General features: G+C 54.6%; 23 protein-coding genes and 1 riboswitch. Of the genes, 13 read left to right on the top strand and 10 right to left on the bottom strand.

The genetic code is table 11. The annotated features are described in order from the left end of the window. Window positions 1–25 precede the first annotated feature (25 nt). From QZ197_RS01620 to QZ197_RS01610, 3 genes are all read right to left on the bottom strand, one after another. On the bottom strand, window positions 26–1,843 hold the full coding sequence (locus QZ197_RS01620; RefSeq protein WP_296429489.1) for a M3 family oligoendopeptidase: 1,818 nt from the start codon (window positions 1,841–1,843) through the stop codon (window positions 26–28). Between the two features lie 63 nt (window positions 1,844–1,906). Then, window positions 1,907–3,496, bottom strand: a complete 1,590-nt coding sequence (locus QZ197_RS01615) for an ATP-dependent DNA ligase (protein WP_296429488.1) — start codon at window positions 3,494–3,496, stop codon at window positions 1,907–1,909. Next, window positions 3,493–4,488, bottom strand: coding sequence for a ligase-associated DNA damage response exonuclease (locus tag QZ197_RS01610; protein ID WP_296429487.1), 996 nt, complete (start codon window positions 4,486–4,488; stop codon window positions 3,493–3,495). Before QZ197_RS01610 ends, QZ197_RS01615 begins: the two co-directional genes overlap by 4 nt. Window positions 4,489–4,592: 104 nt before the next feature. Here QZ197_RS01610 and QZ197_RS01605 point away from each other — a divergent pair, with 104 nt between their 5' ends. Continuing rightward, window positions 4,593–5,807, top strand: a complete 1,215-nt coding sequence (locus QZ197_RS01605) for a threonine ammonia-lyase (RefSeq protein ID WP_296429486.1) — start codon at window positions 4,593–4,595, stop codon at window positions 5,805–5,807. Here QZ197_RS01605 and QZ197_RS01600 read toward each other — a convergent pair. Together QZ197_RS01600 and QZ197_RS01595 are read right to left on the bottom strand one after the other, a co-directional pair. Further along, on the bottom strand, window positions 5,799–6,737 hold the full coding sequence (locus QZ197_RS01600) for an alpha/beta hydrolase (RefSeq protein WP_363157873.1): 939 nt from the start codon (window positions 6,735–6,737) through the stop codon (window positions 5,799–5,801). The two genes, QZ197_RS01605 and QZ197_RS01600, sit on opposite strands and share 9 nt — an antisense overlap. 2 nt (window positions 6,738–6,739) lie before the next feature. Beyond that, a complete protein-coding gene (locus QZ197_RS01595; RefSeq protein WP_296429485.1) occupies window positions 6,740–7,030 on the bottom strand; it encodes an SCP2 sterol-binding domain-containing protein in 291 nt (96 codons plus the stop codon). A gap of 79 nt (window positions 7,031–7,109) precedes the next feature. On the opposite strand from QZ197_RS01595, the gene QZ197_RS01590 reads away from it, so the two are divergent. From QZ197_RS01590 to QZ197_RS01570, 5 genes are all read left to right on the top strand, one after another. Then, entirely contained in the window at window positions 7,110–7,664 is a 555-nt protein-coding gene (locus QZ197_RS01590; protein WP_363157872.1) for a tetratricopeptide repeat protein, read from the top strand. A gap of 30 nt (window positions 7,665–7,694) precedes the next feature. Then, window positions 7,695–10,442, top strand: coding sequence for a helicase-related protein (locus tag QZ197_RS01585; protein ID WP_296429483.1), 2,748 nt, complete (start codon window positions 7,695–7,697; stop codon window positions 10,440–10,442). Further along, window positions 10,439–10,825 (top strand): RNA-binding S4 domain-containing protein, encoded by a 387-nt coding sequence (locus tag QZ197_RS01580; RefSeq protein WP_296429482.1) that lies wholly within the window; start codon window positions 10,439–10,441, stop codon window positions 10,823–10,825. Before QZ197_RS01585 ends, QZ197_RS01580 begins: the two co-directional genes overlap by 4 nt. A gap of 48 nt (window positions 10,826–10,873) precedes the next feature. Further along, window positions 10,874–11,209: a ferredoxin FdxA gene (gene fdxA, locus QZ197_RS01575; RefSeq protein WP_296429481.1), complete on the top strand. Its 336-nt coding sequence runs from the start codon at window positions 10,874–10,876 to the stop codon at window positions 11,207–11,209. A gap of 211 nt (window positions 11,210–11,420) precedes the next feature. Further along, window positions 11,421–11,927 (top strand): CarD family transcriptional regulator, encoded by a 507-nt coding sequence (locus tag QZ197_RS01570; RefSeq protein WP_296429480.1) that lies wholly within the window; start codon window positions 11,421–11,423, stop codon window positions 11,925–11,927. A gap of 103 nt (window positions 11,928–12,030) precedes the next feature. Here the strand turns inward: QZ197_RS01570 and purD are convergent, their stop codons facing one another. Then, window positions 12,031–13,293: a phosphoribosylamine--glycine ligase gene (purD, locus tag QZ197_RS01565; protein ID WP_296429479.1), complete on the bottom strand. Its 1,263-nt coding sequence runs from the start codon at window positions 13,291–13,293 to the stop codon at window positions 12,031–12,033. Window positions 13,294–13,476: 183 nt separating this feature from the next. Between purD and QZ197_RS01560 the strand changes: the two genes are divergently transcribed. Together QZ197_RS01560 and xseA are read left to right on the top strand one after the other, a co-directional pair. Then, a complete protein-coding gene (locus tag QZ197_RS01560; RefSeq protein ID WP_296429478.1) occupies window positions 13,477–14,061 on the top strand; it encodes a hypothetical protein in 585 nt (194 codons plus the stop codon). Then, window positions 14,054–15,538, top strand: coding sequence for an exodeoxyribonuclease VII large subunit (gene xseA, locus QZ197_RS01555; RefSeq protein ID WP_296429477.1), 1,485 nt, complete (start codon window positions 14,054–14,056; stop codon window positions 15,536–15,538). Before QZ197_RS01560 ends, xseA begins: the two co-directional genes overlap by 8 nt. 5 nt (window positions 15,539–15,543) lie before the next feature. Here xseA and QZ197_RS01550 read toward each other — a convergent pair whose 3' ends face one another. Together QZ197_RS01550 and QZ197_RS01545 are read right to left on the bottom strand one after the other, a co-directional pair. Further along, the gene (locus QZ197_RS01550) at window positions 15,544–15,873 is read right to left on the bottom strand and encodes a hypothetical protein (protein ID WP_296429475.1); all 330 of its coding nucleotides are present in this window, start codon (window positions 15,871–15,873) and stop codon (window positions 15,544–15,546) included. A gap of 49 nt (window positions 15,874–15,922) precedes the next feature. Continuing rightward, window positions 15,923–16,957 carry an alkane 1-monooxygenase gene (locus tag QZ197_RS01545; RefSeq protein ID WP_296429473.1) on the bottom strand — a complete coding sequence of 345 codons (1,035 nt, stop codon included), beginning with the start codon at window positions 16,955–16,957 and terminating at the stop codon, window positions 15,923–15,925. Between the two features lie 125 nt (window positions 16,958–17,082). Here QZ197_RS01545 and QZ197_RS01540 point away from each other — a divergent pair, with 125 nt between their 5' ends. The 4 genes from QZ197_RS01540 (at window position 17,083) to QZ197_RS01525 (ending at window position 21,689) form a co-directional block, all read left to right on the top strand. Beyond that, entirely contained in the window at window positions 17,083–18,768 is a 1,686-nt protein-coding gene (locus QZ197_RS01540) for an NAD(P)H-dependent oxidoreductase subunit E (protein ID WP_296429471.1), read from the top strand. 116 nt (window positions 18,769–18,884) lie between these two features. Continuing rightward, complete coding sequence (gene ftsY / locus QZ197_RS01535; protein WP_296429469.1) at window positions 18,885–20,102, top strand: signal recognition particle-docking protein FtsY; 1,218 nt, start codon at window positions 18,885–18,887, stop codon at window positions 20,100–20,102. A 52-nt stretch (window positions 20,103–20,154) separates the two neighbouring features. Continuing rightward, complete coding sequence (locus QZ197_RS01530) at window positions 20,155–21,066, top strand: DMT family transporter (protein ID WP_296429518.1); 912 nt, start codon at window positions 20,155–20,157, stop codon at window positions 21,064–21,066. A gap of 11 nt (window positions 21,067–21,077) precedes the next feature. Beyond that, a complete protein-coding gene (locus QZ197_RS01525) occupies window positions 21,078–21,689 on the top strand; it encodes an inner membrane-spanning protein YciB (RefSeq protein WP_296429467.1) in 612 nt (203 codons plus the stop codon). Here the strand turns inward: QZ197_RS01525 and QZ197_RS01520 are convergent. Both QZ197_RS01520 and QZ197_RS01515 read right to left on the bottom strand, forming a co-directional pair. Continuing rightward, on the bottom strand, window positions 21,686–22,015 hold the full coding sequence (locus tag QZ197_RS01520; RefSeq protein ID WP_296429465.1) for a PilZ domain-containing protein: 330 nt from the start codon (window positions 22,013–22,015) through the stop codon (window positions 21,686–21,688). The genes QZ197_RS01525 and QZ197_RS01520 overlap by 4 nt on opposite strands. Window positions 22,016–22,080: 65 nt before the next feature. Continuing rightward, window positions 22,081–22,782, bottom strand: a complete 702-nt coding sequence (locus QZ197_RS01515; protein WP_296429462.1) for a glutathione S-transferase N-terminal domain-containing protein — start codon at window positions 22,780–22,782, stop codon at window positions 22,081–22,083. 104 nt (window positions 22,783–22,886) lie between these two features. Continuing rightward, a riboswitch (SAM riboswitch) is annotated at window positions 22,887–22,964 on the top strand. A gap of 119 nt (window positions 22,965–23,083) precedes the next feature. On the opposite strand from QZ197_RS01515, the gene QZ197_RS01510 reads away from it, so the two are divergent. Then, a partial coding sequence (locus QZ197_RS01510; RefSeq protein WP_296429461.1) for an aminotransferase class I/II-fold pyridoxal phosphate-dependent enzyme occupies window positions 23,084–24,105 on the top strand: 1,022 nt, incomplete at its 3' end.

Below are 24,105 nucleotides of genomic sequence, written 5' to 3'. Positions count from 1 at the left end.
TAACAAAAGGTTAAGGCGAGCCGCCTTATCCCTCCATCGCTTCGAGTTCGTCGATCATTCCGCTGATCATCGACAGACCCTTGTCCCAGAATTTCGGATCAGACGCGTCTAGCCCGAATGGGGCCAGCAGTTCCTTGTGGTGCTTTGATCCACCTGCGCGCAGCATGTCGAAATACTTTTCGCGGAAATCAGGGTCACCTTCCTCGTAAACCGCATAAAGCGCATTCACGAGCCCGTCGCCGAACGCATAGGCGTAGACGTAGAAAGGCGAATGCACGAAATGGGGGATGTAGGCCCAGAAGGTCTCATAGCCATCGGCAAAGTCGAATACAGGCCCAAGGCTTTGGGCTTGGACCGACATCCACAGCGCGTTGATATCGTCAGGCGTCAATTCGCCTTCTGCACGTGCTGCATGCAATTTGCATTCAAAGTCATAGAACGCGATCTGGCGCACAACAGTGTTGATCATGTCTTCAACTTTGTTGGCCAATAGGACTTTGCGTTCTTGCTGGGTCTGTGCGCCTTCAAGCATTTTGCGGAAGGTCAGCATTTCACCGAAAACAGAGGCTGTTTCGGCCAACGTAAGTGGCGTCGATGACAGCAATTCACCCTGTTCTGCGGCGAGCACCTGATGCACGCCGTGGCCCAATTCATGCGCCAATGTCATCACATCGCGTGGTTTGCCCAAGTAGTTCAGCATCACATAAGGATGCACAGGTGTTACGGTCGGGTGTGCAAAAGCACCCGGTGCTTTGCCCGGTTTAACCGCCGCGTCAATCCAGCCGTCAGTAAAGAACGGCTTGGCGATCTCGGCCATTTTAGGATCGAAATCGGCGTAAGCCGACATGACCGTTTCTGTCGCTTCATCCCAACCGACGGTCTTGTCGATTTCCATCGGCAAGGGTGCGTTGCGGTCCCAAGTCTGCATGCGTTCCAAACCCAGCCATTTGGCTTTAAGTGCATAGTAGCGGTGCGACAGGCGCGGGTAGGCTGCGACGACAGCGTTGCGCAGGGCCTCGACGACTTCGGCCTCGACGTGGTTGGACAGGTGCCGTCCTGTCTGCGGGGTCGGCATTTTGCGCCAGCGATCCTCGATCTCTTTTTCTTTGGCAAGCGTGTTGTGCACACGCGAGAAGATTTTGATGTTGTCGCGGAACACTTCGGCTAGCGCATGGGTCGCGGCCTCGCGTTTGCTGCGGTCGTGTTCGGTCAACAGATTGAGGGTGGATTCGAGGCTTAGCGTTTCACCGTCCACGGTGAACTCCAGCCCAGCCATCGTTTCATCAAACAGGCGGTTCCAAGCAGCAGAACCAACGCTTGATTGGTCATGCAGGAACTTTTCAAGCTCGTCGGATAGCTGGTGCGGTTTCATCGCACGCATCCGGTCAAAGACAGGTTTATAGCGGGCAAGATCAGCGTTAGCGGCAAGCAGACCTGTCAGATGAGCGTCGTCAAGTCGGTTGAACTCCAGCCCGTAAAATACCAGCGGGGTTGTGAAATTTGTGATCTTGTCCTGACAGTCGGCCATGAACTTGGCACGATCGCTGTCAGTTGTGGCTTGGTAATAGCGCAGGCCCGCAAAGGACATAATGCGGCCAGCGATGATGTCGATTTGTTCGTACTGCTGCACCGCAGCCAAAAGGCCCGCTGCATCCAGACCTGCAAGTTTACCTTCATAGCTGGCTGCAAAACTTGCGCATTCCTGTTCCAGCCACGCCATATCACGCGTCAATTCAGGGCTATCGGTAGCGGGATAAAGGTCGCTGAGGTCCCATTCTGGCAAATTGCCAAAATCCTTGCCGCCGCTAGTGTTTGCATCGAATACGGGCTGTGGATATTTCATTGTAGGACCTTTCATAAACTGTTCTGCGTAACATAGTCATGCGCAACATAGGTTGAAAGCCCATCAGCCATACGTTGCCAACATCTCTTTGAGATCATCAAGCGTATTGGCCTGATCCATAGGTTTATCGCGTCGCCACCTCAGCATGCGAGGGAACCGTAGGGCGACGCCGGATTTATGACGGGGGCTGGCTTGGATGCCTTCGAATGCAATTTCAAAGACATGGTGTGCGGGAACTTGGCGGACGGGTCCAAAGCGTTGCAGGGTGTTTTTGCGCACCCATGCGGTGATTTCGCCAAATTCGGCGTCGGTTAGTCCGGAATAAGCTTTGGTAAAGGGCACCAGATCGTTGCCGTCACGCACTGCAAAAGTATAGTCGGTGAACAGGTTGGCCCGTCGCCCGTGGCCTGCTTGGGCATAGATCATAACTGCGTCGATGGTCAGCGGATCAATTTTCCATTTCCACCAATCACCCCGTTTGCGACCAGCCAGGTAAGGGCTGTCGCGACGTTTGAGCATCAAACCTTCAGCGTGTAACGCACGTGATTGGTCGCGCGCGTTGGCCAGATCATCCCATGTTTGGAAGGGGAGAGAGGTCGAAAGTCGCAGCGGTGCAGTTTTGGGAACGTCGGCGACCAGCGTTTCCAAAATGGCGCGGCGATCTTTCAGCGTGGCGTTGCGGATGTCTTTGCCCGCGTGCTCTAGCAGATCATAAGCCATCACGATTACGGGGGCTTCGATCAATAGTTTCTTGGGCACTGTTTTGCGCCCGATGCGCTTTTGCAGTGCGTTAAACGACAGTGGCGTCTCGTCTGTGAAGGCCAAGATTTCGCCATCGATCACGGTGCCGTCGGGCAAGTAGTCAGTGAGTTGCGCCAGTTCGGGAAAGCGGTCTGTCATCAGGTCTTCGCCGCGTGACCAAAGATGATGTGTTCCACCCCGAACAATAAGTTGCCCGCGGATGCCGTCCCATTTTCGCTCGGCGCTCCAGTCGGCGGGATCGCCCAAAGCATCGAACCCGTCGAGTTGGTGTGCCAGATAGAACGGGTAGGGTCGGGATTGGTCGGCTGTTGGGTCGTTTGCCTCGATCAAGGTTTCCCATGTTGCTGTGTCAGGTGTCCAGTTGCCCATCAGCTTATGGGTCAGTTGCGGCTCTGGCTGGCCTGTGGATTGGGCAAGTGCGCGGGTGATCAACTTGGCGCTGACCCCGATGCGGAACCCGCCAGTCAGCAGTTTTGTGAAAAGGAAGCGTTCGGTGCCAGGCAGACTGTCCCACGCGGCAAGTATACCCTTTTTGCGCGCGTCATCATCCAACGCAGAAAGAAATTTTATGTAATTTATCCAATATTCTAGAGGTTGATCTACATCTAAATTTGCGGGTGGTAAGACCAATGCGATCGTCTCGGCTAAATCCCCGACGATGCTATAGCTTTCCTCAAAGAGCCAGTCAGGTAGGCCTGCGACCTCTGCGGCCCATATGCGCAGTCGGGTTGCTGTGATCGTGCGTTTCGGGCGGCGGCCCGTGAAAAGCGCGATGGTCCATAGACGGTCTTTGGGGGTGGCTGTTGCAAAATAATCTGCCAATGCAGCTGTCTTGACGGACGTCTTGGTGGACTCGTCGATGCGGCTGAAAAGGGCTGCAAAGTCCTTCATTCTTCCGCCTCATCGCCTTGATAGTCTGTGGTGACGATATGCGCGTCGTAACCTTCATCGCGCAACCAACGTTGGAAGACAGATGTATAGCCGTGGGTCGCAAAGATTTTTGTGGCCCCTGTGGCTTTGATCGCGGCGTTTAGTCCATCCCAATCGGCGTGGTCGGACACGATGAAACCGCGATCTGCTGCGCGTCTGCGCCGCACACCGCGCAAGGCCATCCAGCCGCTGGCGAATGCCGTTGAGGTGGGGCCAAAGCGCCGCGCCCATGTGGTGCCAAGGGCGCTAGGTGTGGCAAGCACCAATGCGCCCGGATGGGTTTTGTGTGTGATATCGGGGGTCACAAGTGTGGTGTCGGGCAGTGTGATCCCTTGACCGCGCAGCACAGTGTTTGTGGCTTCTATGGCGCCGTGGGTCAGGATTGGACCAGTATCGGGGTTCACTGTGGTCAACAGCCGCTGTGCCTTTCCCAAGGCATATGCGCCAAGGATCGATGTTTTTCCCGCTGCTGCATTTGCCGCCCACCAATCGTTGATTTGCTGGGTCAGAACATCTTCGGGGGTCCATTTGAAGATCGGCATGCCAAAAGTGCATTCGGTGATGAAGGCGTGGCAGGGTACGGGTTCGAACGGTTCTGACAATCCGTCCGCGACGGTCTTATAGTCACCTGAAACGACCCAGATTTCGCCTTTGACCGCTATCCGGATCTGGGCTGATCCGGGAACGTGGCCTGCAGGGTGAAATGAAACCTCGGCATCGCCAATTTTTCTTTTTTCACCATAGTTTATGGTCTGAAGTTGAATGTCACCTAAGCGGTGCCGCATGACGGGTGCCGTGCCCTTTGTCGCCAAATATCTTCCCATGCCGGGGCGCGCATGGTCGCTATGGGCGTGAGTGATCAACGCGCGATCCACGGGCTTCCACGGGTCGATGTAGAAATCGCCAGCGGGACAGTAGATTCCGCGATCTGTGAAGGTCAAAACATCTGCCATTCACCAACTATAGGGCTTCGGGCTGTATGGCCAATGGCTGTGATGGGTTTCGTCTGTGATCGCGGGCAGCTAGTGTGATTGAAACGACCTAAACGAGGTGGCAGATGGCCCTTGATCCTGCATTGATTGACCAGACGTATGACGCGATCAAATCCGCAACGATGCGCACGCCGACTGTGCATGCAGCGCGGCTTTCGCTGCATTTGGGTGTCGATCTTTACCTCAAATTAGAGAATTTGCAGCATACCAATGCTTTCAAGGCACGCGGTGCTTTGGCGAAATTGCTGACGTTGACGGATGCGCAACGACAGGCGGGTGTCATCGCATGCAGTGCGGGAAACCATGCGCAAGGTGTTGCATATCACGCCAAACGCTTGGGTATTCCGGCGGTGATTGTGATGCCCGAAGGCACCCCTTTTAATAAGGTGAAGCGGACGAAGGATTTTGGCGCAGAAGTTGTGCTGTATGGCACAGGTTTTGACGAAAGCGTGCAGTTCACGCTGGATATGGCGGCTGAAAAAGGAATGACCTTTGTGCACCCTTTCGACGATCCGGTTGTCGCGGCGGGGCAAGGTACTGTCGCGCTTGAGATGTTAGAGCAAGCACCTGATCTGGATTGCATCGTTGTGCCGATAGGTGGCGGTGGGTTGATCGCTGGTATGGCCGTTGCTGCGAAATCGGTGAAACCATCCGTGCAGGTGATTGGTGCGCAAGCGGCCAATTTTGATGCAGTGAAAGCGCAATTTGACAACACTGATACGCATTTTGGCGGGGCAACATTGGCCGAAGGAATTGCTGTGCGTGAACCTTCGCCGACCAACGTAGCCATCATCAAGGAACACGTTGACCGCGTAGAAATAGCGACCGAATCCGAAATAGAAGCTGCCGTCTTTGACTTGCTATCGCTCGAAAAAATCGTAGCCGAAGGTGCCGCTGGCGCTGGTCTTGCTGTAATCGAAAAACTTGCAAAAGACCTGAAGGGCAAGAAAGTCGGGTTGGTCGTCTGTGGCGGCAATATTGATTCGCGATTGCTATCCACATTGATCTTGCGCGGACTTGTACGCGACGGTCGGATCACGCGGCTGACATTCGAGATTGATGACACCCCGGGTCAACTGTCCAACATTTCGCGCATTATTGGCGAAGCGGGTGCAAACGTGATCGAGGTGATCCATCAGCGAATGATGCAAAGTGTTTCGTTGAAACAGGCCGAGCTTGAGATCGTGATCGAAGCGCGCGATCAGCAACATGTAATCGAAACGGTGGCGGAGCTGCGGCAGGCGGGCTTTAAAGTGCGTACGGACAGCGACTTAGGCTAGGTGGTTGTCGAAGAAAGCTGCGGTTTCATCAAAGACCTGCTTTCGTAGATCCGGAAGGTCCATCAGCATTTCATGCTTGCCGCCTTGGATCACGCGCAGCGTGCCATTAGGCCATGCATTCATCCGGTCTTTGATGCGCTGCGGGTCAACGATTTCTTCGTCAGTTCCGAGAAACGTCAGGCAGGGCGTCGCAGGTGAAGGCAGTTTGCTTAACGTGCGCGTCTCATGCAGCGATTTATTCAACCAACGCAATGACGGCCCGCCAAGGCCAAGATCCGGTTGCGCCTTTAGTTGACGACCGAGCATTGCCCAGACTTCGGGATCATTGGTCAAGGTGTTTGCTGCGAAATCTTCGCGCAAAACGTAGTCTTCTTCCATCTGGCCGGGTGCGATCTTTTCGTCAAAGCCAAGCGCGACGCTAAGCGTAGAAAGGCCCCAAGCAAAAGGTCGCAGATGCAACGACATTTCCATGCCCCACATCGGTGCCGAGAACATCGCAGCATTGACATCAAGCCCGTTCATCAGCGCGCGCAGGCCAATGCATCCACCCATAGAATGCCCAACCAGAAAGTAGGGGCGCGGTAGATCAAGTTCGGCCACATGGGCCATCATTGCGGCAATATCACTTTGATAGTCGATGAATTCACCAACATGGCCAATCGCGCGGTTGGATGTCATGCGGTCAGCGATGCCTTGGCCGCGCCAATCGATTGCGATGGTCGCAAACCCGCGCTTTTGAAATTCTTTCGCGGCATCCCCGTATTTTTCGATAAATTCGGTGCGGCCCGGGAAGATCAGAACTGTGCCTTTGGCATCTGTCATATTCCAGTGGGCCACGCGAATGCGCAGCCCATCTGGTGTTGTTAACCAATGCGCAGCACCTCCATCGGGTCCGCCTGCGATATCAGCGTGATAGGGGGCCGACTGCATGATTAAGACAGGACGCTTGAAAGCTTCATGGCCTGACCCATGTCGCCGTCGACGGTCAGTTTGCCAGTCATGAACGCAGTTGTTGGGTTCATTTCGCCATCAAGAATTGCTTTGAAGACATCTGTTGTTGCGGTCAAAGTGACGTCAGAATCCTCGTCGCTTGCCCGCGCGCCGCTTTCGTCAATGATGATGCTGCCTTCGTCTTCGATTGTGAACTTGGCGGTCCCATCAAAGCCCGCGCCATTCATCTTGGCATTCAGTGCTGCGACGGCTTCTGTTATGACATCACTCATATTTTTGTCCTTTTTAGGTTTTGTGACTACGTGGCCTCTGGTGTTGGCCGCTCAGTACGCTACATTTGGTTATATGGTTATGCAGACACAGCGCATCAAATGTATCGTTACGGCACTTTTGCTCATGGTCGGGTTTTCCTTACCTCTTATGGCGCAAGAATCCGGAATTGACGAACTTTTTCAGGAGTTGGCCGAGGCAGACGCCGCAACCTATTCCCGTATTGAGCAGCAGATTATCTCTGAGTGGAGCAAGAGCGGGTCTGCTGCGATGGACTTGCTCATGCGCCGTGGCCGCGATGCGCTGGATGAAGGCGCACCTGATGCTGCGGTTGAACATTTCAGCGCGCTTGTTGATCATGCCCCGGACTTTGCCGAAGGCTATTATGGCCGCGCGTCGTCTTATTATTTGCTTGGTCTGATCGGGCCTGCTTTGGATGATATCCGGCAGGCCCTGATCCTGAACCCGCGTCACTTTGAGGCGATGCGCGGACTGGCTTTGATCATGGAAGAACTGGGGCGGCCCGCAGATGCGATGACGCTTTATGAAATGGTCCTTGCAATTAACCCGCAGTCGACCGAGGTGAATGCATCCAAGGCACGACTTCAACTACAGTTAGAGGGTCAAGCGCTTTAGGCGTGGGCCCTCGTTTAATCGGGGTACGAAATGATGGGTTCCCGGATTACGGCCGTTCTTGGCCCGACGAACACTGGCAAAACACATTACGCAATTGAACGGATGCTGTCGTATAAGTCGGGTGTTATTGGCCTGCCGCTGCGCCTGCTAGCGCGCGAAGTTTACGACCGCATTGTCGCTGCGCGCGGCCCTGGCGTCGTAGCGCTGATTACGGGCGAAGAACGTATCGTGCCGCCGCGCGCCGCCTATTGGGTGTGCACGGTCGAAGCGATGCCGGACGGCATGGGTTGCGATTTTCTTGCCGTGGATGAGATCCAGCTTTGCGGCGATCCAGAGCGCGGGCATATCTTTACCGACCGTCTGTTGAACGCGCGCGGCCTGCACGAGACGCTGTTTTTGGGCGCTGAAACGATGCGCAACGCGATTGCAGCGATGGTCCCTGATGCGCAGTTCATGCGCCGTGAGCGGATGTCCCAGTTAACGTACTCAGGTTCGAAAAAGATAAGCAGAATGCCCGCTAGGGCAGCCATTGTCGGCTTTTCGGTTGAAAATGTATATGCGATCGCAGAGCTGCTGCGCCGTACCAAAGGCGGTGCGGCGGTCGTGATGGGCGCGCTTTCGCCGCGCACGCGCAATGCGCAGGTCGAGATGTACCAAAACGGTGACGTCGATTATCTGGTGGCTACGGATGCGATCGGGATGGGTCTAAACTTAGATATTAGTCATGTCGCGTTTTCATCGCTGACCAAATTTGACGGGCGACGGATGCGGCATTTGATGCCGGACGAGCTTGCCCAGATTGCGGGACGCGCCGGGCGTCATATCGAGAACGGCACCTTTGGCGTGACGGGCGAAGCGCCGCCTTTGGATGATCAGGTTGCGCAGGCAATTTGCGATCATAAGTTCCAACCGGTCAAGAAATTGCAGTGGCGCAATAGCCGGTTGCAGTTTGGGTCGGTCAAGCGGCTGATCGCAACTTTGGAAGACCGCACAGATGATCCGTGGCTCACGCGGGTGCGCGAAAGCGATGATCTGGCAGCACTGAAGGCGCTAGGCGCTGATACGGAAGTAGCGGCACGGGCCACTGACGGTCCGTCAGTTAAATTGCTTTGGGACGTGTGCCGCGTCCCTGATTTTCGCGGTATCAGCAAAGGCGAACATGCGGGGCTACTCACGCAGATTTACAATGACCTGCATCAACTTGGGCATGTGTCATCCAATTGGTTTGGCTTGCAAGTGCGCCGCATTGACCGCACGGATGGTGACATTGATACGCTGTCCAAAAGGCTGGCATATATCCGCACATGGACTTATGTCGCACAACGGAATGGATGGTTGGTTGACGAATCTCATTGGCGCGAAGAGACGCGCGCTGTAGAAGACCGACTATCAGATGCGCTACACGGTGCATTGACGCAAAGATTTGTGGATCGGCGGACCAGCATTTTGCTTCGCCGGCTCAAACAAAAGGAGAGCCTTGTGGCCGACGTGAATGACAAGGGTGAAGTGACCGTAGAAGGCGAATTCGTTGGACGGTTAGAAGGTTTCCGTTTCCGTATGGACAAAGCGGGTAGCCCCGATGAGGCCAAGACATTGCGTCAGGCATCCGTACAGGCGCTGGTGCCGCAGTTTCATCTGCTGGCAGACCGCTTTTACAACGCGCCCGATCCCGAGATTGATTTTACTGAACAAGGTGGATTGATGTGGGGCGATCAAGCCGTTGGAAAACTGACTACCGGTCCTGATCCGTTCAAGCCGACCATCGAAGTGTTCGTTGACGAAGAGGCCGGATCAGATGTCGCAGCAAAAGTGCAGCGTCGGTTGCAGCATTTCATCGATCGCAAGATTGCTGCCGGTTTTGAACCCCTTTTGGCGCTTAAGAACGATGAGGCTTTGACGGGCACTGCCAAAGGCTTTGCCTACCGCATGGCCGAAGGTTTCGGTATTTTGCCGCGCGGCGAAGTCGCTGATGAAGTCAAAGCGCTGGATCAAGATGCCCGCGGTGCGTTGCGTAAACATGGTGTGCGGTTCGGTCAGTTTACGATCTTTATGCCTTTGCTTCTCAAACCCGCACCGACGCGTCTGCGTTTGGTGCTTTGGTCACTGTCCAAGGGTCTGTCCGAATTCCCCGAAAGCCCGCCACCGGGTTTGGTGACAGTACCCGCCGCCAAGGATGCGGTTGCAGGGTATTATGCAATGGCCGGTTACCGTGCTGCCGGCGAACGTGCGATCCGCATTGATATGCTGGAACGCCTTGCTGATATGCTGCGCGACAAAGACAGCCGTGGTGGTTTTGAAGCCAACCCGGATATGTTGTCGATCACCGGTATGACGCTGGAACAGTTTGCGGATTTGATGGCAGGACTTGGCTATAAGGCCGAGAAGGGCGAGCGCGAAAAAGTCAAAGCCGTCGCGACTGAAGTTGTCGCGGATCAGGCTGCGCCTGACGCTGAAGCACCTGCTGAAATTACTGCGGACGCGCCTTCGGAAGATGTTGCGCCGACTGATGAAGCCCCGATTGATACGACACCTGAAGCGGTTGATACCGGACCAGAAATGGAAGCGTTTTACACCTTTACTTGGGGTGGACGCGCGGCCCGTCCAGCGCGCCCGCAAGCGGACAATCGTCCGCGTGCAAAGGGCAAGCCAAAGGGTAAAAGCAAGCCAAAGGCGGATAGCAACAAGCCGCAAACCTTCCAAGCAAAGCCCAAGCGCGAAAAGCCGATTGATCCGGACAACCCGTTTGCTGCCGCATTGGCCGGCTTCAACAAGGATTGAGCGATCCACGCCCCACAATCCGTTTGGATAAATGGCTTTGGCAGGCGCGGTTTTTTAAATCGCGCAGCATTGCTGCGGGGGTTGTGACGGCAGGTAAGGTGCGCTTGGACGGCCAATTGGTTGGCAAACCTGCCCGCGCTGTCGGCGCAGGTGACGTGCTCACTTTCATTCAAGCTGCCGAAACGCGGGTTGTGCGGATTGTGGCTTGCGGCGTGCGACGTGGTCCAGCCCCAGAGGCGCAGGCGCTCTACGAGGACATGACACCCGTTGTTGAAAAACGCCCCTACAACCCCGGAGGTGACCGCAAAGGCCGCCCCACCAAGAAAGATCGCCGTGATCTGATGTCGCAACGTGAAGGTGCGACACCATTCGACCTTGAATGACGGGTGCGACTATTCTAGCAAGTGCGCATTAGTTATCCGGATGAGCCTATGACCTACATCGTCAACGACAATTGTATCGCCTGCAAGTACACAGACTGCGTCGAAGTCTGCCCAGTAGATTGCTTTTATGAGGGTGAGAACATGCTTGTGATCCATCCGGACGAATGCATTGACTGCGGTGTATGCGAACCTGAATGCCCCGCTGATGCGATCCGCCCCGACACAGAGCCTGACATGGAAAAGTGGGTTGAGTTTAACCGCAAGTATTCCGAAATGTGGCCAGTGATCATCACCAAGAAAGATCCACTGCCAACGGCTGACGATATGGACGGCAAAGAAGGCAAGCTTGAGCTGTTTTCCGAAGTAGCAGGCGAGGGCGGCTGATTCGGCGATAGACCTGCCACTCGGGCCATATTTCTAAGGGGTTTTCTTTGCTGCAATGCAGCACTTTTAGGATGCCCATTTTTGTGGTATAGTGTCTGCGATGCTGCGAACAATTTGATCCAATTTCGAGAGCCACAAACCCCGGCGGAGGCACCAAGCCACCGGCGGTTCTTTTGTCGTATCAAATTAGGATCGCTATGAAAGGACGACCATGAGTAAGAAAAAATACGATTTTAGCCCCAACGAGTTTGTTGTCTACCCTGCACATGGCGTAGGCAAAGTCGTTTCGATTGAAACGCAAGAGGTTGCGGGCTTCGAGCTGGAAATGTTCGTGATTGCTTTTGAAAAAGACAAGATGACTTTGCGTGTGCCAACACACAAAGCCACTGACGTCGGAATGCGTGCTTTGGCGACACCTGATGTGGTGAACCATGCGCTGAAGACTTTGCGCGGTAAGGCCAAAGTCAAAAAAGCGATGTGGTCGCGTCGTGCGCAAGAGTACGAGCAAAAGATCAACTCTGGTGATTTGATCGCGATTGCTGAAGTTGTTCGCGACTTGCACCGCCAAGATGACCAGCGCGAACAAAGCTATTCAGAGCGACAGCTATACGAAGCCGCTCTCGAGCGTTTGACCCGTGAATTTGCTGCCGTTGCTGGTGGTGACGAGAATGCTTCGGCAGCTCAGATCGACTCTGTGTTGGTGAACCGCGCAGCTTAAAATGCTTGCGACTTGATTTGCGAAAGCCGCGCTCTGGAAACAGAGCGCGGCTTTTGACTTTTTTGCCTCCGGCGGGGATATTTATGCTCTGAAGAAAGGTGGATCAGAGCGCGCGCCAGCCGATGTCGGAACGATAAAATCCGTCTTTCCAATCGATGTTTTGTGCCATTGCATAGGCTTTTTCGTGGGCTTCGGACAAAGTCGCGCCGCGCGCTGTAACGTTAAGGACGCGTCCACCCGTTGCCGTAATCTTTCCTTCGTTTTCAGTTGTCCCGGCGTGAAAAACCATGTGGAAACTGTCTTCGGGGATGCCGTCCAGCCCGCCAATAATAGTGCCTTTTTGGTATGCGCCCGGATACCCCTTGGCGGCCACGACGATTGACAGCGCATGATCGTCAGCCCAGTTCACTTTGACTTCATGTAGCCGCTCTTCAGCGCAGGCTTGAAGCAGGTCCAGGATCTGTCCTCCCAAGCGCATCATCAGACATTGGCATTCCGGATCGCCGAAGCGCACGTTGTATTCAACAAGCCGTGGCTGGCCGTTCTGAATCATCAATCCACAAAACAGCACCCCTTGGAATGGTGTGCCGCGTTTTGCCATTTCGTCCATCGTTGGTCGGATAATTTCATCCATCGCTTTTTGCGTGATCTCGTCGGTCATGACAGGTGCGGGCGAATAAGCCCCCATGCCGCCAGTGTTTGGACCTGTATCGCCATCATAGGCGCGCTTGTGGTCTTGGGCTGTGCCGACAGGCTTGATGGTCTTTCCGTCGCAAAGCACAAAGAATGATGCCTCTTCACCGTCCATAAATTCTTCGATTACGACTTCTGCGCCAGCATCGCCAAAGCTGCCGTCGAACATGTCGTCGATGGCAGCGAGGGCTTCATTTTCGGTCATGGCGACAATCACGCCTTTGCCTGCGGCCAAACCATCCGCTTTGACGACAATGGGCGCACCTTGGGCGCGGATGTAATCGCGTGCGGCGTCTGCATCCTTGAAATGCGCATAGGCTGCGGTTGGGGCATTTGCTGCGTCGCACACTGCCTTGGTAAAGGATTTTGATGCCTCAAGCAGAGCGGCTTCCTTGCTGGGCCCGAAGACCAAAAGCCCTGCGGCGCGCAAGCGATCAGCGACACCAAGTGCGAGCGGCGCTTCGGGGCCTATGATTACGAAATCAATTGCGTTTTCTTCGGCGAAGGTTGCAACGGACCCGCCATCAAGGATGTTGATATCGGCGCATTCCGCGATTTCTGCGATGCCCGCATTGCCCGGCGCGACAATCAGCCGGTCACACTTGGGGTTTTGTTTGATCGCCCATGCAAGGCTGTGTTCGCGTCCGCCGCTGCCCAAAATCAGAATGTTCATTGTTGCCCCTTACATCGCTGTCTGAGGCTGGTTCTAAGGTGCGGCTAGCATGACTACAAGCAACGACATGGCCAAATTTCTTGCGTGATAGCCTTGGCGTTTGTTGCGGGTCAAGGTATCGTTCCAGCATACATTATCACGCAGAGGTTGTATACTTTGAAGCGCATCAAGTCAGATCGATCATTGTGGCGCCGTCTGGAAGGCTACAGCTTTCACGAGCGCCCTTTGGCGCAGTCTTTGATTGAGCGCCTGCAAGAAGAAACCGGCCATTCGGTCGACGTATGCTATACGATGCTCGAGGAATATCGCCGCTTTATTTATCTGGTGGGCAGCACCGGTGACGTGCTCGCGCCATCGCCGATTGTCGATGTCGTTTGGCGGCTGCATGCCGAAGATACCGATGCCTATTATGAGGACTTTTGCCCGCGCGTTATTGGTCGAACGATCTACCGGCCAGATGGTGATCATAGTGGTTTGCTCGATTTTCAAGACGATCCTGCTTATGGACGAACGCTCGACTATTATGCGCAAGAATTTGGGCGGGCGCAGGTGCAATACTGGCCAGATCCTGATCTTGCGTCAGTGCGGATGTCCAGTGTTCTGTTTTGGTTGATTGGTTTGGCGGCTGTTGCCTTGGCGTTGGCGTTGCAATCGACGGTTTTTGCGGTCTTCGGTACGCTCGTTATTGTTATGACATTGTTTTTGCGATGGAAATTTTCATCACTGCCGTTGCGAAATCTTGGCGCCCAAGGAGACCGGTATGAGTGATTTGTTCGATGACGGACCTATAGATAATACGCCGGAGTTTTCGGTTTCTGAGCTGTCAGGAGCTGTGAAAAAGGCGATCGAAGGTGGGTTTGGCTATGTGCGTGTCCGCGGCGAGGTAGGGCGCGTGTCACGCCCCGCATCGGGCCATATTTACTTGGACCTTAAGGATGACCGTGCCGTTTTGAACGCCGTTATCTGGAAGGGGCGCGCGCAGGGCCTAGCGCACAGTCCCGAAGAAGGAATGGAAGTCATTGCCACTGGCAAGCTGACCACGTTTCCGGGCCAATCAAAGTACCAGATGATCATCGAGGATATCGCACCCGCAGGGGCAGGTGCTTTGATGGCGATGCTGGAAAAGCGCAAGGCAGCGTTGGCTGCCGAAGGGCTATTCGCACCGGAACGCAAGAAACCGCTGCCATATCTGCCAGAGATTATCGGCGTGGTCACGTCGCCTTCTGGCGCTGTTATCCGCGATATCCTGCACCGCTTGCGCGACCGCTTTCCACGTAAGGTTCTGGTTTGGCCTGTCGCCGTACAAGGCCAGCGATGCGCGCCCGATGTGGCCGCAGCGATCGATGGGTTCAATGCATTGACGCCTGGTGGTGCACTGCCACGCCCTGATCTGCTGATTGTCGCGCGTGGGGGTGGATCACTTGAGGATTTATGGGGCTTTAACGAAGAAATTGTGGCGCGTGCTGCGGCCCGTTCGAATATTCCGCTGATATCGGCCGTCGGGCATGAAACAGACACGACGCTGATTGATTTTGTTTCAGACGTACGCGCACCGACACCGACAGCTGCAGCGGAATTGGCGGTGCCTGTGCGGATGGAATTGTTGGCATGGGCGGATCAGCAAGGTGCGCGCCTAAGCCGTGCGTTAAGCACTGGCTTAACGCAGCGCCAGCAGCGTGTCCGTGATCTGGGTCGTGCATTGCCGCAGGTCGAAACCTTGGTTGAAGGACCACGTCAGCGACTGGATTATCTAGGAGAACGTTTGCCAACTGCGCTGCGCGAAGCGGCGGCGAAGAAGCGTTTGCAGATGTCAGAGGCCGCATTGCGTCCGGGTATATTGGCGCGTCGATTGGCAGAGGATCGCAGACGTGTCGATGCTCTTGCAGAGCGGCTTGTCCCTGCCTTGGAGCGACGTGCCCGCGATGGGCGCCGTGTGTTGGACCAAACCAGCCGTGGCTTGCGCACTGATATCTTGCAAACACGCATTGTGCGCCAAGCCGAGCGTTTGGAAGTGCAACTGCGTCGCTTGTCGGATCGTGCTACCCGCCAGCAGGCGGAGCGCGCAGCAAGGTTGGATGCACTGGACCGTCTGCGCGAGACGTTGGGCTATGTTGAAACCCTCAAACGCGGCTATGCGGTTGTGCGCGGTGATGGGGCTGTTGTTACCGGCAAGGGTGCGGCGCAGGCGGCGAAATCGCTTGAGATTGAATTCGCAGACGGGCGTGTTGCGGTTAAGAATACCTAGCAGCTTTACGACGATAAATCATTGCAAATCAACGGGTCATCGCGACCCAAAACTTCGAATATGACGGTTGTGTTTGGATTGGTCGTGTAGACCCCGCGCAAGCCGTTCGGTTCGTCATACATTGTCCAGCACTGTGCCAACGGAATGTCATCGTAGCGAAAACAGATGTCGCCTTTGCTTTCGAACCAAACACCATATTTGCAGGTGCCGTCAAAGGCCGACCACATCACACGGCGGTTGGGCAGGTAACGCTCGACCCCGTATGCGGGGTTTGCTTCGGTGCGGAAAGTGATGGTTTTGCCCGTGACATAGGCGTCAAATTCGGGGCCGTTCATGGCGTCTTGAGCCTGCAGCGGGGCTGCAAACATGAGGCAGATCGCGAGGCTACGCATTGCGCAACGCCGCGACACGCGGGTCCATGATTTTGCGCCAAAGCGGCGGGATCAACGCGATGCTAGCCATCAACGGCAGCGGACGGGGCAGCATCGGCGCTTCAGCAGGAATGGTCAGCGCAGGATAGTGGCGCGCTGGATGCGCGTGGTGGTCAGAATGGCGCGTGGCATTCAGCATAAGGGCGGATGAAAACCAATGTGGGCTGTTCCAGCTATGACGGGGACCGACAGGCTCGCGTTTCCCGTTGATGTCTTTTGCGCGCATCAATCCATAGTGCTGGACGTAGTCTGACATCAAAAGCTGTGACTGCGCATAGGCACAAATAGCGAGATAAGCGACAACGGCACGCCCGCCGCCAAATACAAACGCAACCATGACACAGGCGATCGCACCGCCGATATAAATCAGATACGGATTGCGCCAAGCGGGGCGTCTTATGCGCAGCAATCGCGCAGCTTCAGCACGATATCCTTCGCGAAATGATCCGGTCCATGCCCGCCAGATATAGCGGTAAAGGCTTTCGCCTTTGCGTGATGTGTTTGGATCAGCGGGGGTCGCCACCAGGCGGTGATGCACCAAAACATGCGCTGAGGTGTGATGTCCAAAAAGCAGCGTGATATAGACCCACATGCCCAGACGGTGCAGGCCGTGGGTGCTGCGGTGGATCAGCTCGTGTGCGTTGGCATTGCTGACTTGGCCAAACCAAAGGCCGGCGGCAAAGAACACACCGGCTTTGGCCAAGGGTGCAAGATGATCGGCTGCCAAAGCCCAGACAACCAAGGGAATCAAAGCGAAATGGGTCAGTGCGAGAGCGATTGAGAGGCTATTGTCGAAAGTCGCATCTCCCGCTTTGCTTTCGCGTTTGATCAAGCGGTCCAGCAAACTTGTCATCGCCGTTAAATAGATCAAAGCCACGGCAACCCAGATGCCACCCCAAAGAGCCCCCAGCGCCAGCAGAAGGGCAGGGGTCAAGGTCGCAACCGCAAATTGAAGGATCAGCCTGTTCATGTTTCTGATAGTTAGCATGGGTTTCCGCCTTGGTCAGGGGAAATTGCAAAGCTGCGCGTATTGGTCACCCAGCGTGTCGCTTTTGCGTGGTTCATGGGCACGGCGGACGGTATGTTGAGCGGGATTTGACGGCGGAAGGTACAATGGCTTTGGAAAATCGGGACGGTGTTTGGAAATCCGGCAAAGGCAAAGGGCGTCACACGCCTAAAGGCCGCCAGTTGGATGATGCAGCTTGGGCAGACGTACAAACGCTGTTGGGCGACCGTCCACGCCGCAGGGATCTGCTGATAGAGCATTTGCACCTGATCCAAGACGCACATGGGTGCTTGTCTGCAGCCCACTTGCGTGCATTGGCCGAAGAAATGCGCATGTCCCAGGCTGAAGTTTACGAAGTCGCAACCTTCTACGCTCATTTTGATGTGGTGAAAGAGGGAGAGGTAGCACCACCAGCACTCACTATTCGTGTTTGTGACAGCCTGTCGTGCGAATTGGCGGGCGCGCAGCAACTAAAGGCTGCCTTGGAAGACGGGTTGGATGCATCGCAAGTGCGTGTGTTGCGTGCGCCATGCATGGGCCGCTGTGATACGGCACCTGTGTTGGAATTGGGACATCACCACATCGACCATGCGACGGTCGCAAAAGTAGAGGCGGCCATTGCTGCCGGCGAAACCCATGCGCATTTGCCAGACTATCAAGCCTATGCTGCTTACTTGGCAGATGGTGGGTATCTGGCGCTAAGCGACCTGCGGGCCAATGGCAACTGGGAAGCGGTGCAGGACAATATTCTTGCCTCTGGCTTACGCGGTCTGGGCGGGGCAGGTTTCCCATCGGGCAAGAAATGGGGGTTTGTACGCGGCAATGCGGGTCCACGCTATCTGGCCGTGAATGGCGACGAGGGCGAGCCGGGCACGTTCAAAGATCGCTACTATCTGGAACGCACGCCACATTTGTTTCTTGAGGGTATGTTGATCGCCGCTTGGGCGGTTGAAGCGGACACCTGCTTTATCTACATGCGCGATGAATACCCTGCAGTTTTGGAAATTTTAGCACGCGAGATCAAAGCATTGGAAGATGCAGGGGTCGTGGCCAAGGGGTATATCGATCTTCGACGTGGTGCTGGTGCCTATATTTGCGGTGAAGAATCCGCAATGATCGAAAGCATCGAAGGCAAACGCGGTATTCCACGCCATCGCCCGCCATTTGTGGCACAGGTCGGCATTTTTGACCGACCTACGCTGGTGCATAATGTCGAAACATTGCTTTGGGTGGCGCGTGTTTGTCGCGAGGGTCCGGAGGTTTTGAACACCACTAAAAAGAACGGCCGTATTGGTTTGCGATCCTATTCGGTGTCAGGGCGTGTGCAAAAACCAGGTGTGTTTTTGCTGCCTGCGGGCTCTACCATTTTGGATATAATTGATGCGGCTGGCGGCATGGCTGATGGCCATGTGTTCAAGGCCTATCAACCGGGTGGGCCGTCGTCCGGCCTTTTGCCCGCGACGATCAATGATGTTCCGCTTGATTTTGATACATTGCAACCGCTGGGCACGTTTATTGGCTCTGCGGCAGTTGTTGTTCTGTCAGACAAAGATCGCGCGCGGGATGCGGCGTTGAACATGCTGCGGTTCTTTGAAGATGAAAGCTGCGGACAATGTACACCTTGCCGGGTGGGGTGTGAAAAAGCAGTGAAGCTGATGCAAGCTGATCAGTGGGACCAACCACTATTGCAAGAGTTATGCGTGGCGATGGCCGATGCATCGATTTGTGGATTAGGGCAGGCGGCACCAAATCCGATCAAATTGGTGATGCAGCACTTCAAAGACGAAGTCTGATTTTGAGTATTTAAGACAAAGCGAGGCGGGTCGGAATGCCCGTCTTGCGCTGTTGCGGCTTTCCAAAACCGCTGTTCATCATTAGGTGGGTGGAAAGGTTCTAATGGTTGATCGTCATGTCATTCTTTAAAAAACTCAAAAGCCGGATGTTCAAATCCTCGTCAAAGATTGACGAAGGGCTTGATGCGATTGTCCAAGACGGTGGCGAAGAAGAGGAAATTCGTGAAGAACTTCTTGCCGTAACCGAAGCCGTTGTGGAAGCAAAGCCTGAGCCTGAGCCTGAGCCTGAGCCTGAGCCTGAGCCTGAGCCTGAGCCTGAGATACATCCACATGATGATGAAGATGTTGCCGGTGATGCCGCGCCTGTTATTACGCCGGAACCTGTCAAATTTGATGTCGATCTCACTGCGGCGCTTGATCGACAAGCACCAATCGAGACCCCTGAAAAAAAGAGTATCCTGGGTCGGCTTTTCGGCGGCGGGGAAACGAAAACAATTGTCAGGCGTACGCTTGATGATGACATGCTTGAACAGTTGGAAGAATTGCTGATTACAGCCGATATGGGCGTTGATACAGCACTGCGTGTCACTGCGAATATGGCCGAAGGGAATTTGGGGAAAAAGCTATCGGTGCCGGAAATCAAAGCATTGATGGCAAAGGAAATCAGTCGGATCATGGAGCCGGTTGCGCGCCCAATGCCGATCTACGCCAAGACACCGCAAGTTGTTCTGGTGGTGGGCGTGAACGGTTCGGGCAAGACGACGACGATTGGCAAGCTTGCCAGTCAATTCAAAGCGTCTGGCAAGAAGGTTGTGATTGCGGCAGGGGATACATTTCGAGCGGCTGCAGTTGAGCAATTGCAGGTCTGGGGTGATCGTGCGGGCGTGCCTGTTTTAACTGCCGCGCAGGGGTCCGATCCGGCTAGTTTGGCATTTGATGCCATGACGCAGGCTCAAGCCGATGGTGCTGATCTTTTGATGATTGATACTGCCGGGCGGCTGCAAAACCGTGCTGATTTGATGGAAGAGCTCTCAAAGATTGTGCGTGTCATCCGCAAGAAAGACCCTGATGCCCCGCATAATACGCTTTTGGTTCTTGATGCGACAACAGGTCAGAATGCTGTGCAACAGGTGAAAGTCTTTCAAGAATTGTCGGACGTTTCCGGTCTTGTCATGACAAAGCTGGACGGAACCGCAAAGGGCGGTGTTTTGGTGGCGCTAGCGGATAAGTTTGGTCTGCCTATCCATGCGATTGGCGTCGGAGAACAGATTGACGATCTCGCCCCTTTTGATCCGGATGAATTTGCAGCGGCATTGGTCGGTTTGGACGCATGAGAGGGGCGCAGTTTGCGCAAACTGCCGTCACCTGCCGGAACCGGACGCAGCGTTGAATGACCTCGGCTTATGGCTGGTCGATATTTCAGGCACGCCCGAAGGTGCGCGTTTTGCGACGATATTGGCTTTGGTATCAGCATTGGCGCACGCGATATTTGGTGCGTTGCAAAAGGGGCGCTATGATCCGTGGCTGACGCGCGGCGCTATCGATGGTTGGTTGTTGGTGCTGTCTGCCCCGATTGCCTTGTTCGTTGTGCCGTGGCCAAACCTTACGATGGGTTTCATATTGTTAGGCGCGATCGTGGTGCATTTTGCCTATAAGGTGACTATGGCCTTGGCATACGAGCGCGCGGCTTACACTGTGGTTTATCCCGTTGTGCGCGGGACGGGGCCAATTGTAACCGTTTTGGCGGCCTCCTTGTTTTTCGGTGAACATTTCACACTTGTGCAGTGGGTCGGCGTGGCGTGTCTGTCGGGGGGGATATTGTTGTTGGCGGTGCGCAACCTAGCCGAAGAAACCGTTGATTTGCATGCGTTAAAACTGGGGTTGATTTGGGCACTTGCCGGCGGATTTCTTGTGGCCGTTTATACCACTTATGACGCATATGGTATTCGCCAATCCCCTGATCCGTTCACGTTCTTGGCGTGGTTCTTTTTTGTGACGGCCTTCGATTTTCCTATCCTTGCGACAATGCGGTATCGCCGCATGGTGACGAAGCCGGACTTAGGGCCACTGATGTGGCGGGGGTTTTTTGGCGCTTTGATTGCATGGGTCAGTTTTGGTGGTGTGTTGATGGCAACGCGACTGGACAAGGTTGGCGAGGCTGCGGTCTTGCGCGAGACATCCGTCGTTTTTGCCGCATTTATCGGATGGTTCATTTTGGGCGAAAAAGTTGGCCCGCGCCGCCTGTTACTAATGACGCTGGTTGCACTTGGCGCCATCATCGTTGAAACGGGTGGCTAAGGGAGACGGCAATGACTGAAAAGAAGATCAATCCGGTATTGAAACAGGTGCTCGAGCTTGGACCGACACTTGCGTTTTTCCTGATTTATTTGCGTATCAAAGATGACACGTTTGCCTTTGCAGGCAGTGAGTACACCGGCTTTATTGTGGCGGCTTTGGTCTTTGTTCCCATTTTGCTGGTCGCGATGGGAATTCTTTGGATTTTGACTGGCAAGCTTAGCCGTATGCAGGTGTTCACCGCCTTTATGGTCATCTTTTTTGGTGGTTTGACAGCCTACTTCAATGACGAGCGTTTCTTCAAGATGAAGACGTCGATCGTTTATGGCTGTATGGCAACGCTGCTTGGCATCGGGTTGTTGCGCGGTCAAAGCTATCTGCAATACGTGATGGAAGAATTCCTTCCGATGGAACAAGAAGGCTGGATGATTTTTACCCGGCGTCTGTGCTATATGTTCTTTGCTTTGGCCATTGCGAATGAGGTTATTTGGCGGACCCAGTCAACAGACCTTTGGGTCAAGCTTGAGACTTTTGCCTTCCCTGTCGTGCTTTTCGTATTTCTGTGGGTGCAGATTATCGGGCTACAAAGGTTTTTGATTGAAGACCCGCAGGACCCTCAAAGCTAGCTCATTTCGACGAATGTGAAACCGACCTGTCCACGTTGCGGTGTGCTGCGTCGGTTGCATCGTTGTCGCAGTGTATCGAGATGATGATCACATAGCTTGGGCCGAAACATCACCCCGATGCCGCCGCGCGCAGCCCAAAGCACCACGGCTTCGACACGGTGCGATAGAATATCCAGCTGAATTTTGTCGCCGCGGCTTAATCGCTTAAGACCTGTCAGTCGCGCGCCACTATGGTTCACATCAACAACTTCACCCTGTTGAGACCCCTGCCGGGTTTGGACCCTAAGGGGAAACTGCGTGGGATAGCGATGTGATCTATACTGCATAATAGGCCTCACTTTCTGATAACTTTCTACAAAGCTACCAAGTGAAACCTAAGAATTCGTTACGTCTATTTCTTAAAAAGTACGTTTTGGGCGGCGCTATCTTTGCGGAAATCCCCGCGCTTTTCTGCGGCCAACGCGCGCCCACGCAGCACGCCCGGCCGCGCGCTTACCTTTTCAAGCCAGCGTGCCATATGTGGTTTGTCGTCAAGCGTTTGCTGCTGCCCTTCCCATAGCGATGCCCAACCCCAAATCGAAATGTCGGCGATTGAATAGAAATCACCCGCAACATATTCATGGTTAGCCAACTGACGGTCGAGTACTCCATAAAGCCGTGCCGTTTCGTTCCGGTAGCGGTCTTTGGCGTAAGGCAGGTCGTTTGGCGGATCCATTGCAGGGGCATATTTCAAGAAGTGGTGCGCTTGGCCCGCCATCGGTCCCAGACCGCCCATTTGCCACATCAACCATTGATCGACATTGATCTGGTCGCGGGCTGTATCGCCATATAGCTTGCCAGTTTTACGTGCCAAATATTGGAGGATCGCACCGGATTCAAAGATCGAGATTGGCGCATCATCGGGTCCGTCATGGTCGACAATTGCTGGCATCCGGTTGTTGGGCGAAATCTTGAGGAAATCGGGCTTAAACTGATCGCCTGCGCCGATATTGATCAGGTGCACGGTATAAGGCAACGCGAGTTCTTCAAGGACAATGGATGCCTTCCAGCCATTTGGGGTCGGCCAAAAATACAGATCAATGGGCTTTGTCACGTCGGTCTTCCTTTTTGTTCGGTGGCGCCAACATCGCAGCCTGACCAAAAAGGACAAGTGCATTGCAGTGCGCACCGCTTGACGGGATCGCGGCACGGGCGTATCTGGATGGTTGTGGCGATTTGTTACCGGATTGCGGGCCACGTTAAATATGCTGCTAAAGAGGGTTTTCGGGTTTTTACGCCTCGATACCTTTTCCCGGTGTCGAGGTTTTTTATTGCGCGTTAGGCGGGCATGACTAAGAGAGCGCGTCAGGCGCGCATGAATGAGAGAGCGCGTCAGGCGCGCACGGGGAATGAAGATGAAGACTTGGAATAAACGCACCAAAGCCGTGCATGCTGGCATTCGCCGCAGCCAATATAACGAGGTCAGCGAAGCAATTTTCCTGACCCAAGGCTTTGTCTATGACACCGCCGAAGACGCGCAGGCCCGTTTTATCCAATCGGGTGAAGATGAATTCATCTATGCCCGCTATGGTAACCCGACTGTTGCGATGTTCGAAGACCGGATTGCGGCGCTAGAGGGGGCGGAAGCCGGCTTTGCGACGGCGTCAGGTATGGCTGCCGTCAACGGGGCGCTGATGTCCTTGTTGAAGGCGGGTGATCATGTCGTGTCGGCGCGCGCGCTGTTTGGGTCCTGTCTTTATATCCTTGAAGACATTCTGACCCGTTTCGGTGTCGAGGTGACCTTTGTCGACGGCACTGATTTGACTGCATGGCAGGCCGCCATCCGACCGGAAACCAAGGTTGTGTTCTTTGAGAGCATTTCTAATCCAACGCTAGAAGTTATTGATATTACTGCAGTATCGCAGCTGGCGCATGCGGTTGGGGCGACCGTTGTCGTGGACAATGTCTTTGCGACGCCTGTATTTTCGGATGCGATCAATCAGGGTGCGGATGTTGTGATCTATTCGGCAACCAAACATATCGACGGTCAGGGCCGTGCGCTGGGCGGCATCATCCTTGGAACCAAGGAATACATCCGTAAAACGGTGGAACCTTTCATGAAGCATACGGGTGGTTCGATGTCCCCGTTTACGGCTTGGATGATGGTAAAAGGGCTTGAGACGATGGACCTGCGTGTCCGCGCCCAAGCCGCGACTGCACTGGTGATTGCGACCGCACTCGAAGCGGACGGTGCCCTGCAAAACGTGATTTTCCCAGGCTTGGACAGCCATCCGCAGCACGAGTTGGTTGTAAGCCAGATGGCAGAAGGTGGAACAGTATTGTCCATCGATGCTGGTACCCAAGAGGCGGCTTTTAAACTGTTGAATGCGCTAGAGATTTGGACGATTTCCAATAACCTTGGGGACGCCAAATCAAT

Source organism: Yoonia sp. (assembly GCF_017854415.1).
In the GTDB taxonomy this organism is placed as follows: domain Bacteria; phylum Pseudomonadota; class Alphaproteobacteria; order Rhodobacterales; family Rhodobacteraceae; genus Yoonia.
This window is presented reverse-complemented; position numbering and strand designations above follow the sequence as displayed.

Coding starts and splice junctions, on each gene's coding strand:
- QZ197_RS01620 (WP_296429489.1), bottom strand. CDS start 1,843: ATGAAATATCCACAGCCCGTATTCGATGCAAACACTAGCGGCGGCAAG.
- QZ197_RS01615 (WP_296429488.1), bottom strand. CDS start 3,496: ATGAAGGACTTTGCAGCCCTTTTCAGCCGCATCGACGAGTCCACCAAG.
- QZ197_RS01610 (WP_296429487.1), bottom strand. CDS start 4,488: ATGGCAGATGTTTTGACCTTCACAGATCGCGGAATCTACTGTCCCGCT.
- QZ197_RS01605 (WP_296429486.1), top strand. CDS start 4,593: ATGGCCCTTGATCCTGCATTGATTGACCAGACGTATGACGCGATCAAA.
- QZ197_RS01600 (WP_363157873.1), bottom strand. CDS start 6,737: ATGCAGTCGGCCCCCTATCACGCTGATATCGCAGGCGGACCCGATGGA.
- QZ197_RS01595 (WP_296429485.1), bottom strand. CDS start 7,030: ATGAGTGATGTCATAACAGAAGCCGTCGCAGCACTGAATGCCAAGATG.
- QZ197_RS01590 (WP_363157872.1), top strand. CDS start 7,110: ATGCAGACACAGCGCATCAAATGTATCGTTACGGCACTTTTGCTCATG.
- QZ197_RS01585 (WP_296429483.1), top strand. CDS start 7,695: ATGATGGGTTCCCGGATTACGGCCGTTCTTGGCCCGACGAACACTGGC.
- fdxA (WP_296429481.1), top strand. CDS start 10,874: ATGACCTACATCGTCAACGACAATTGTATCGCCTGCAAGTACACAGAC.
- QZ197_RS01570 (WP_296429480.1), top strand. CDS start 11,421: ATGAGTAAGAAAAAATACGATTTTAGCCCCAACGAGTTTGTTGTCTAC.
- purD (WP_296429479.1), bottom strand. CDS start 13,293: ATGAACATTCTGATTTTGGGCAGCGGCGGACGCGAACACAGCCTTGCA.
- xseA (WP_296429477.1), top strand. CDS start 14,054: ATGAGTGATTTGTTCGATGACGGACCTATAGATAATACGCCGGAGTTT.
- QZ197_RS01550 (WP_296429475.1), bottom strand. CDS start 15,873: ATGAACGGCCCCGAATTTGACGCCTATGTCACGGGCAAAACCATCACT.
- QZ197_RS01545 (WP_296429473.1), bottom strand. CDS start 16,957: ATGCTAACTATCAGAAACATGAACAGGCTGATCCTTCAATTTGCGGTT.
- QZ197_RS01540 (WP_296429471.1), top strand. CDS start 17,083: ATGGCTTTGGAAAATCGGGACGGTGTTTGGAAATCCGGCAAAGGCAAA.
- ftsY (WP_296429469.1), top strand. CDS start 18,885: ATGTCATTCTTTAAAAAACTCAAAAGCCGGATGTTCAAATCCTCGTCA.
- QZ197_RS01525 (WP_296429467.1), top strand. CDS start 21,078: ATGACTGAAAAGAAGATCAATCCGGTATTGAAACAGGTGCTCGAGCTT.
- QZ197_RS01520 (WP_296429465.1), bottom strand. CDS start 22,015: ATGCAGTATAGATCACATCGCTATCCCACGCAGTTTCCCCTTAGGGTC.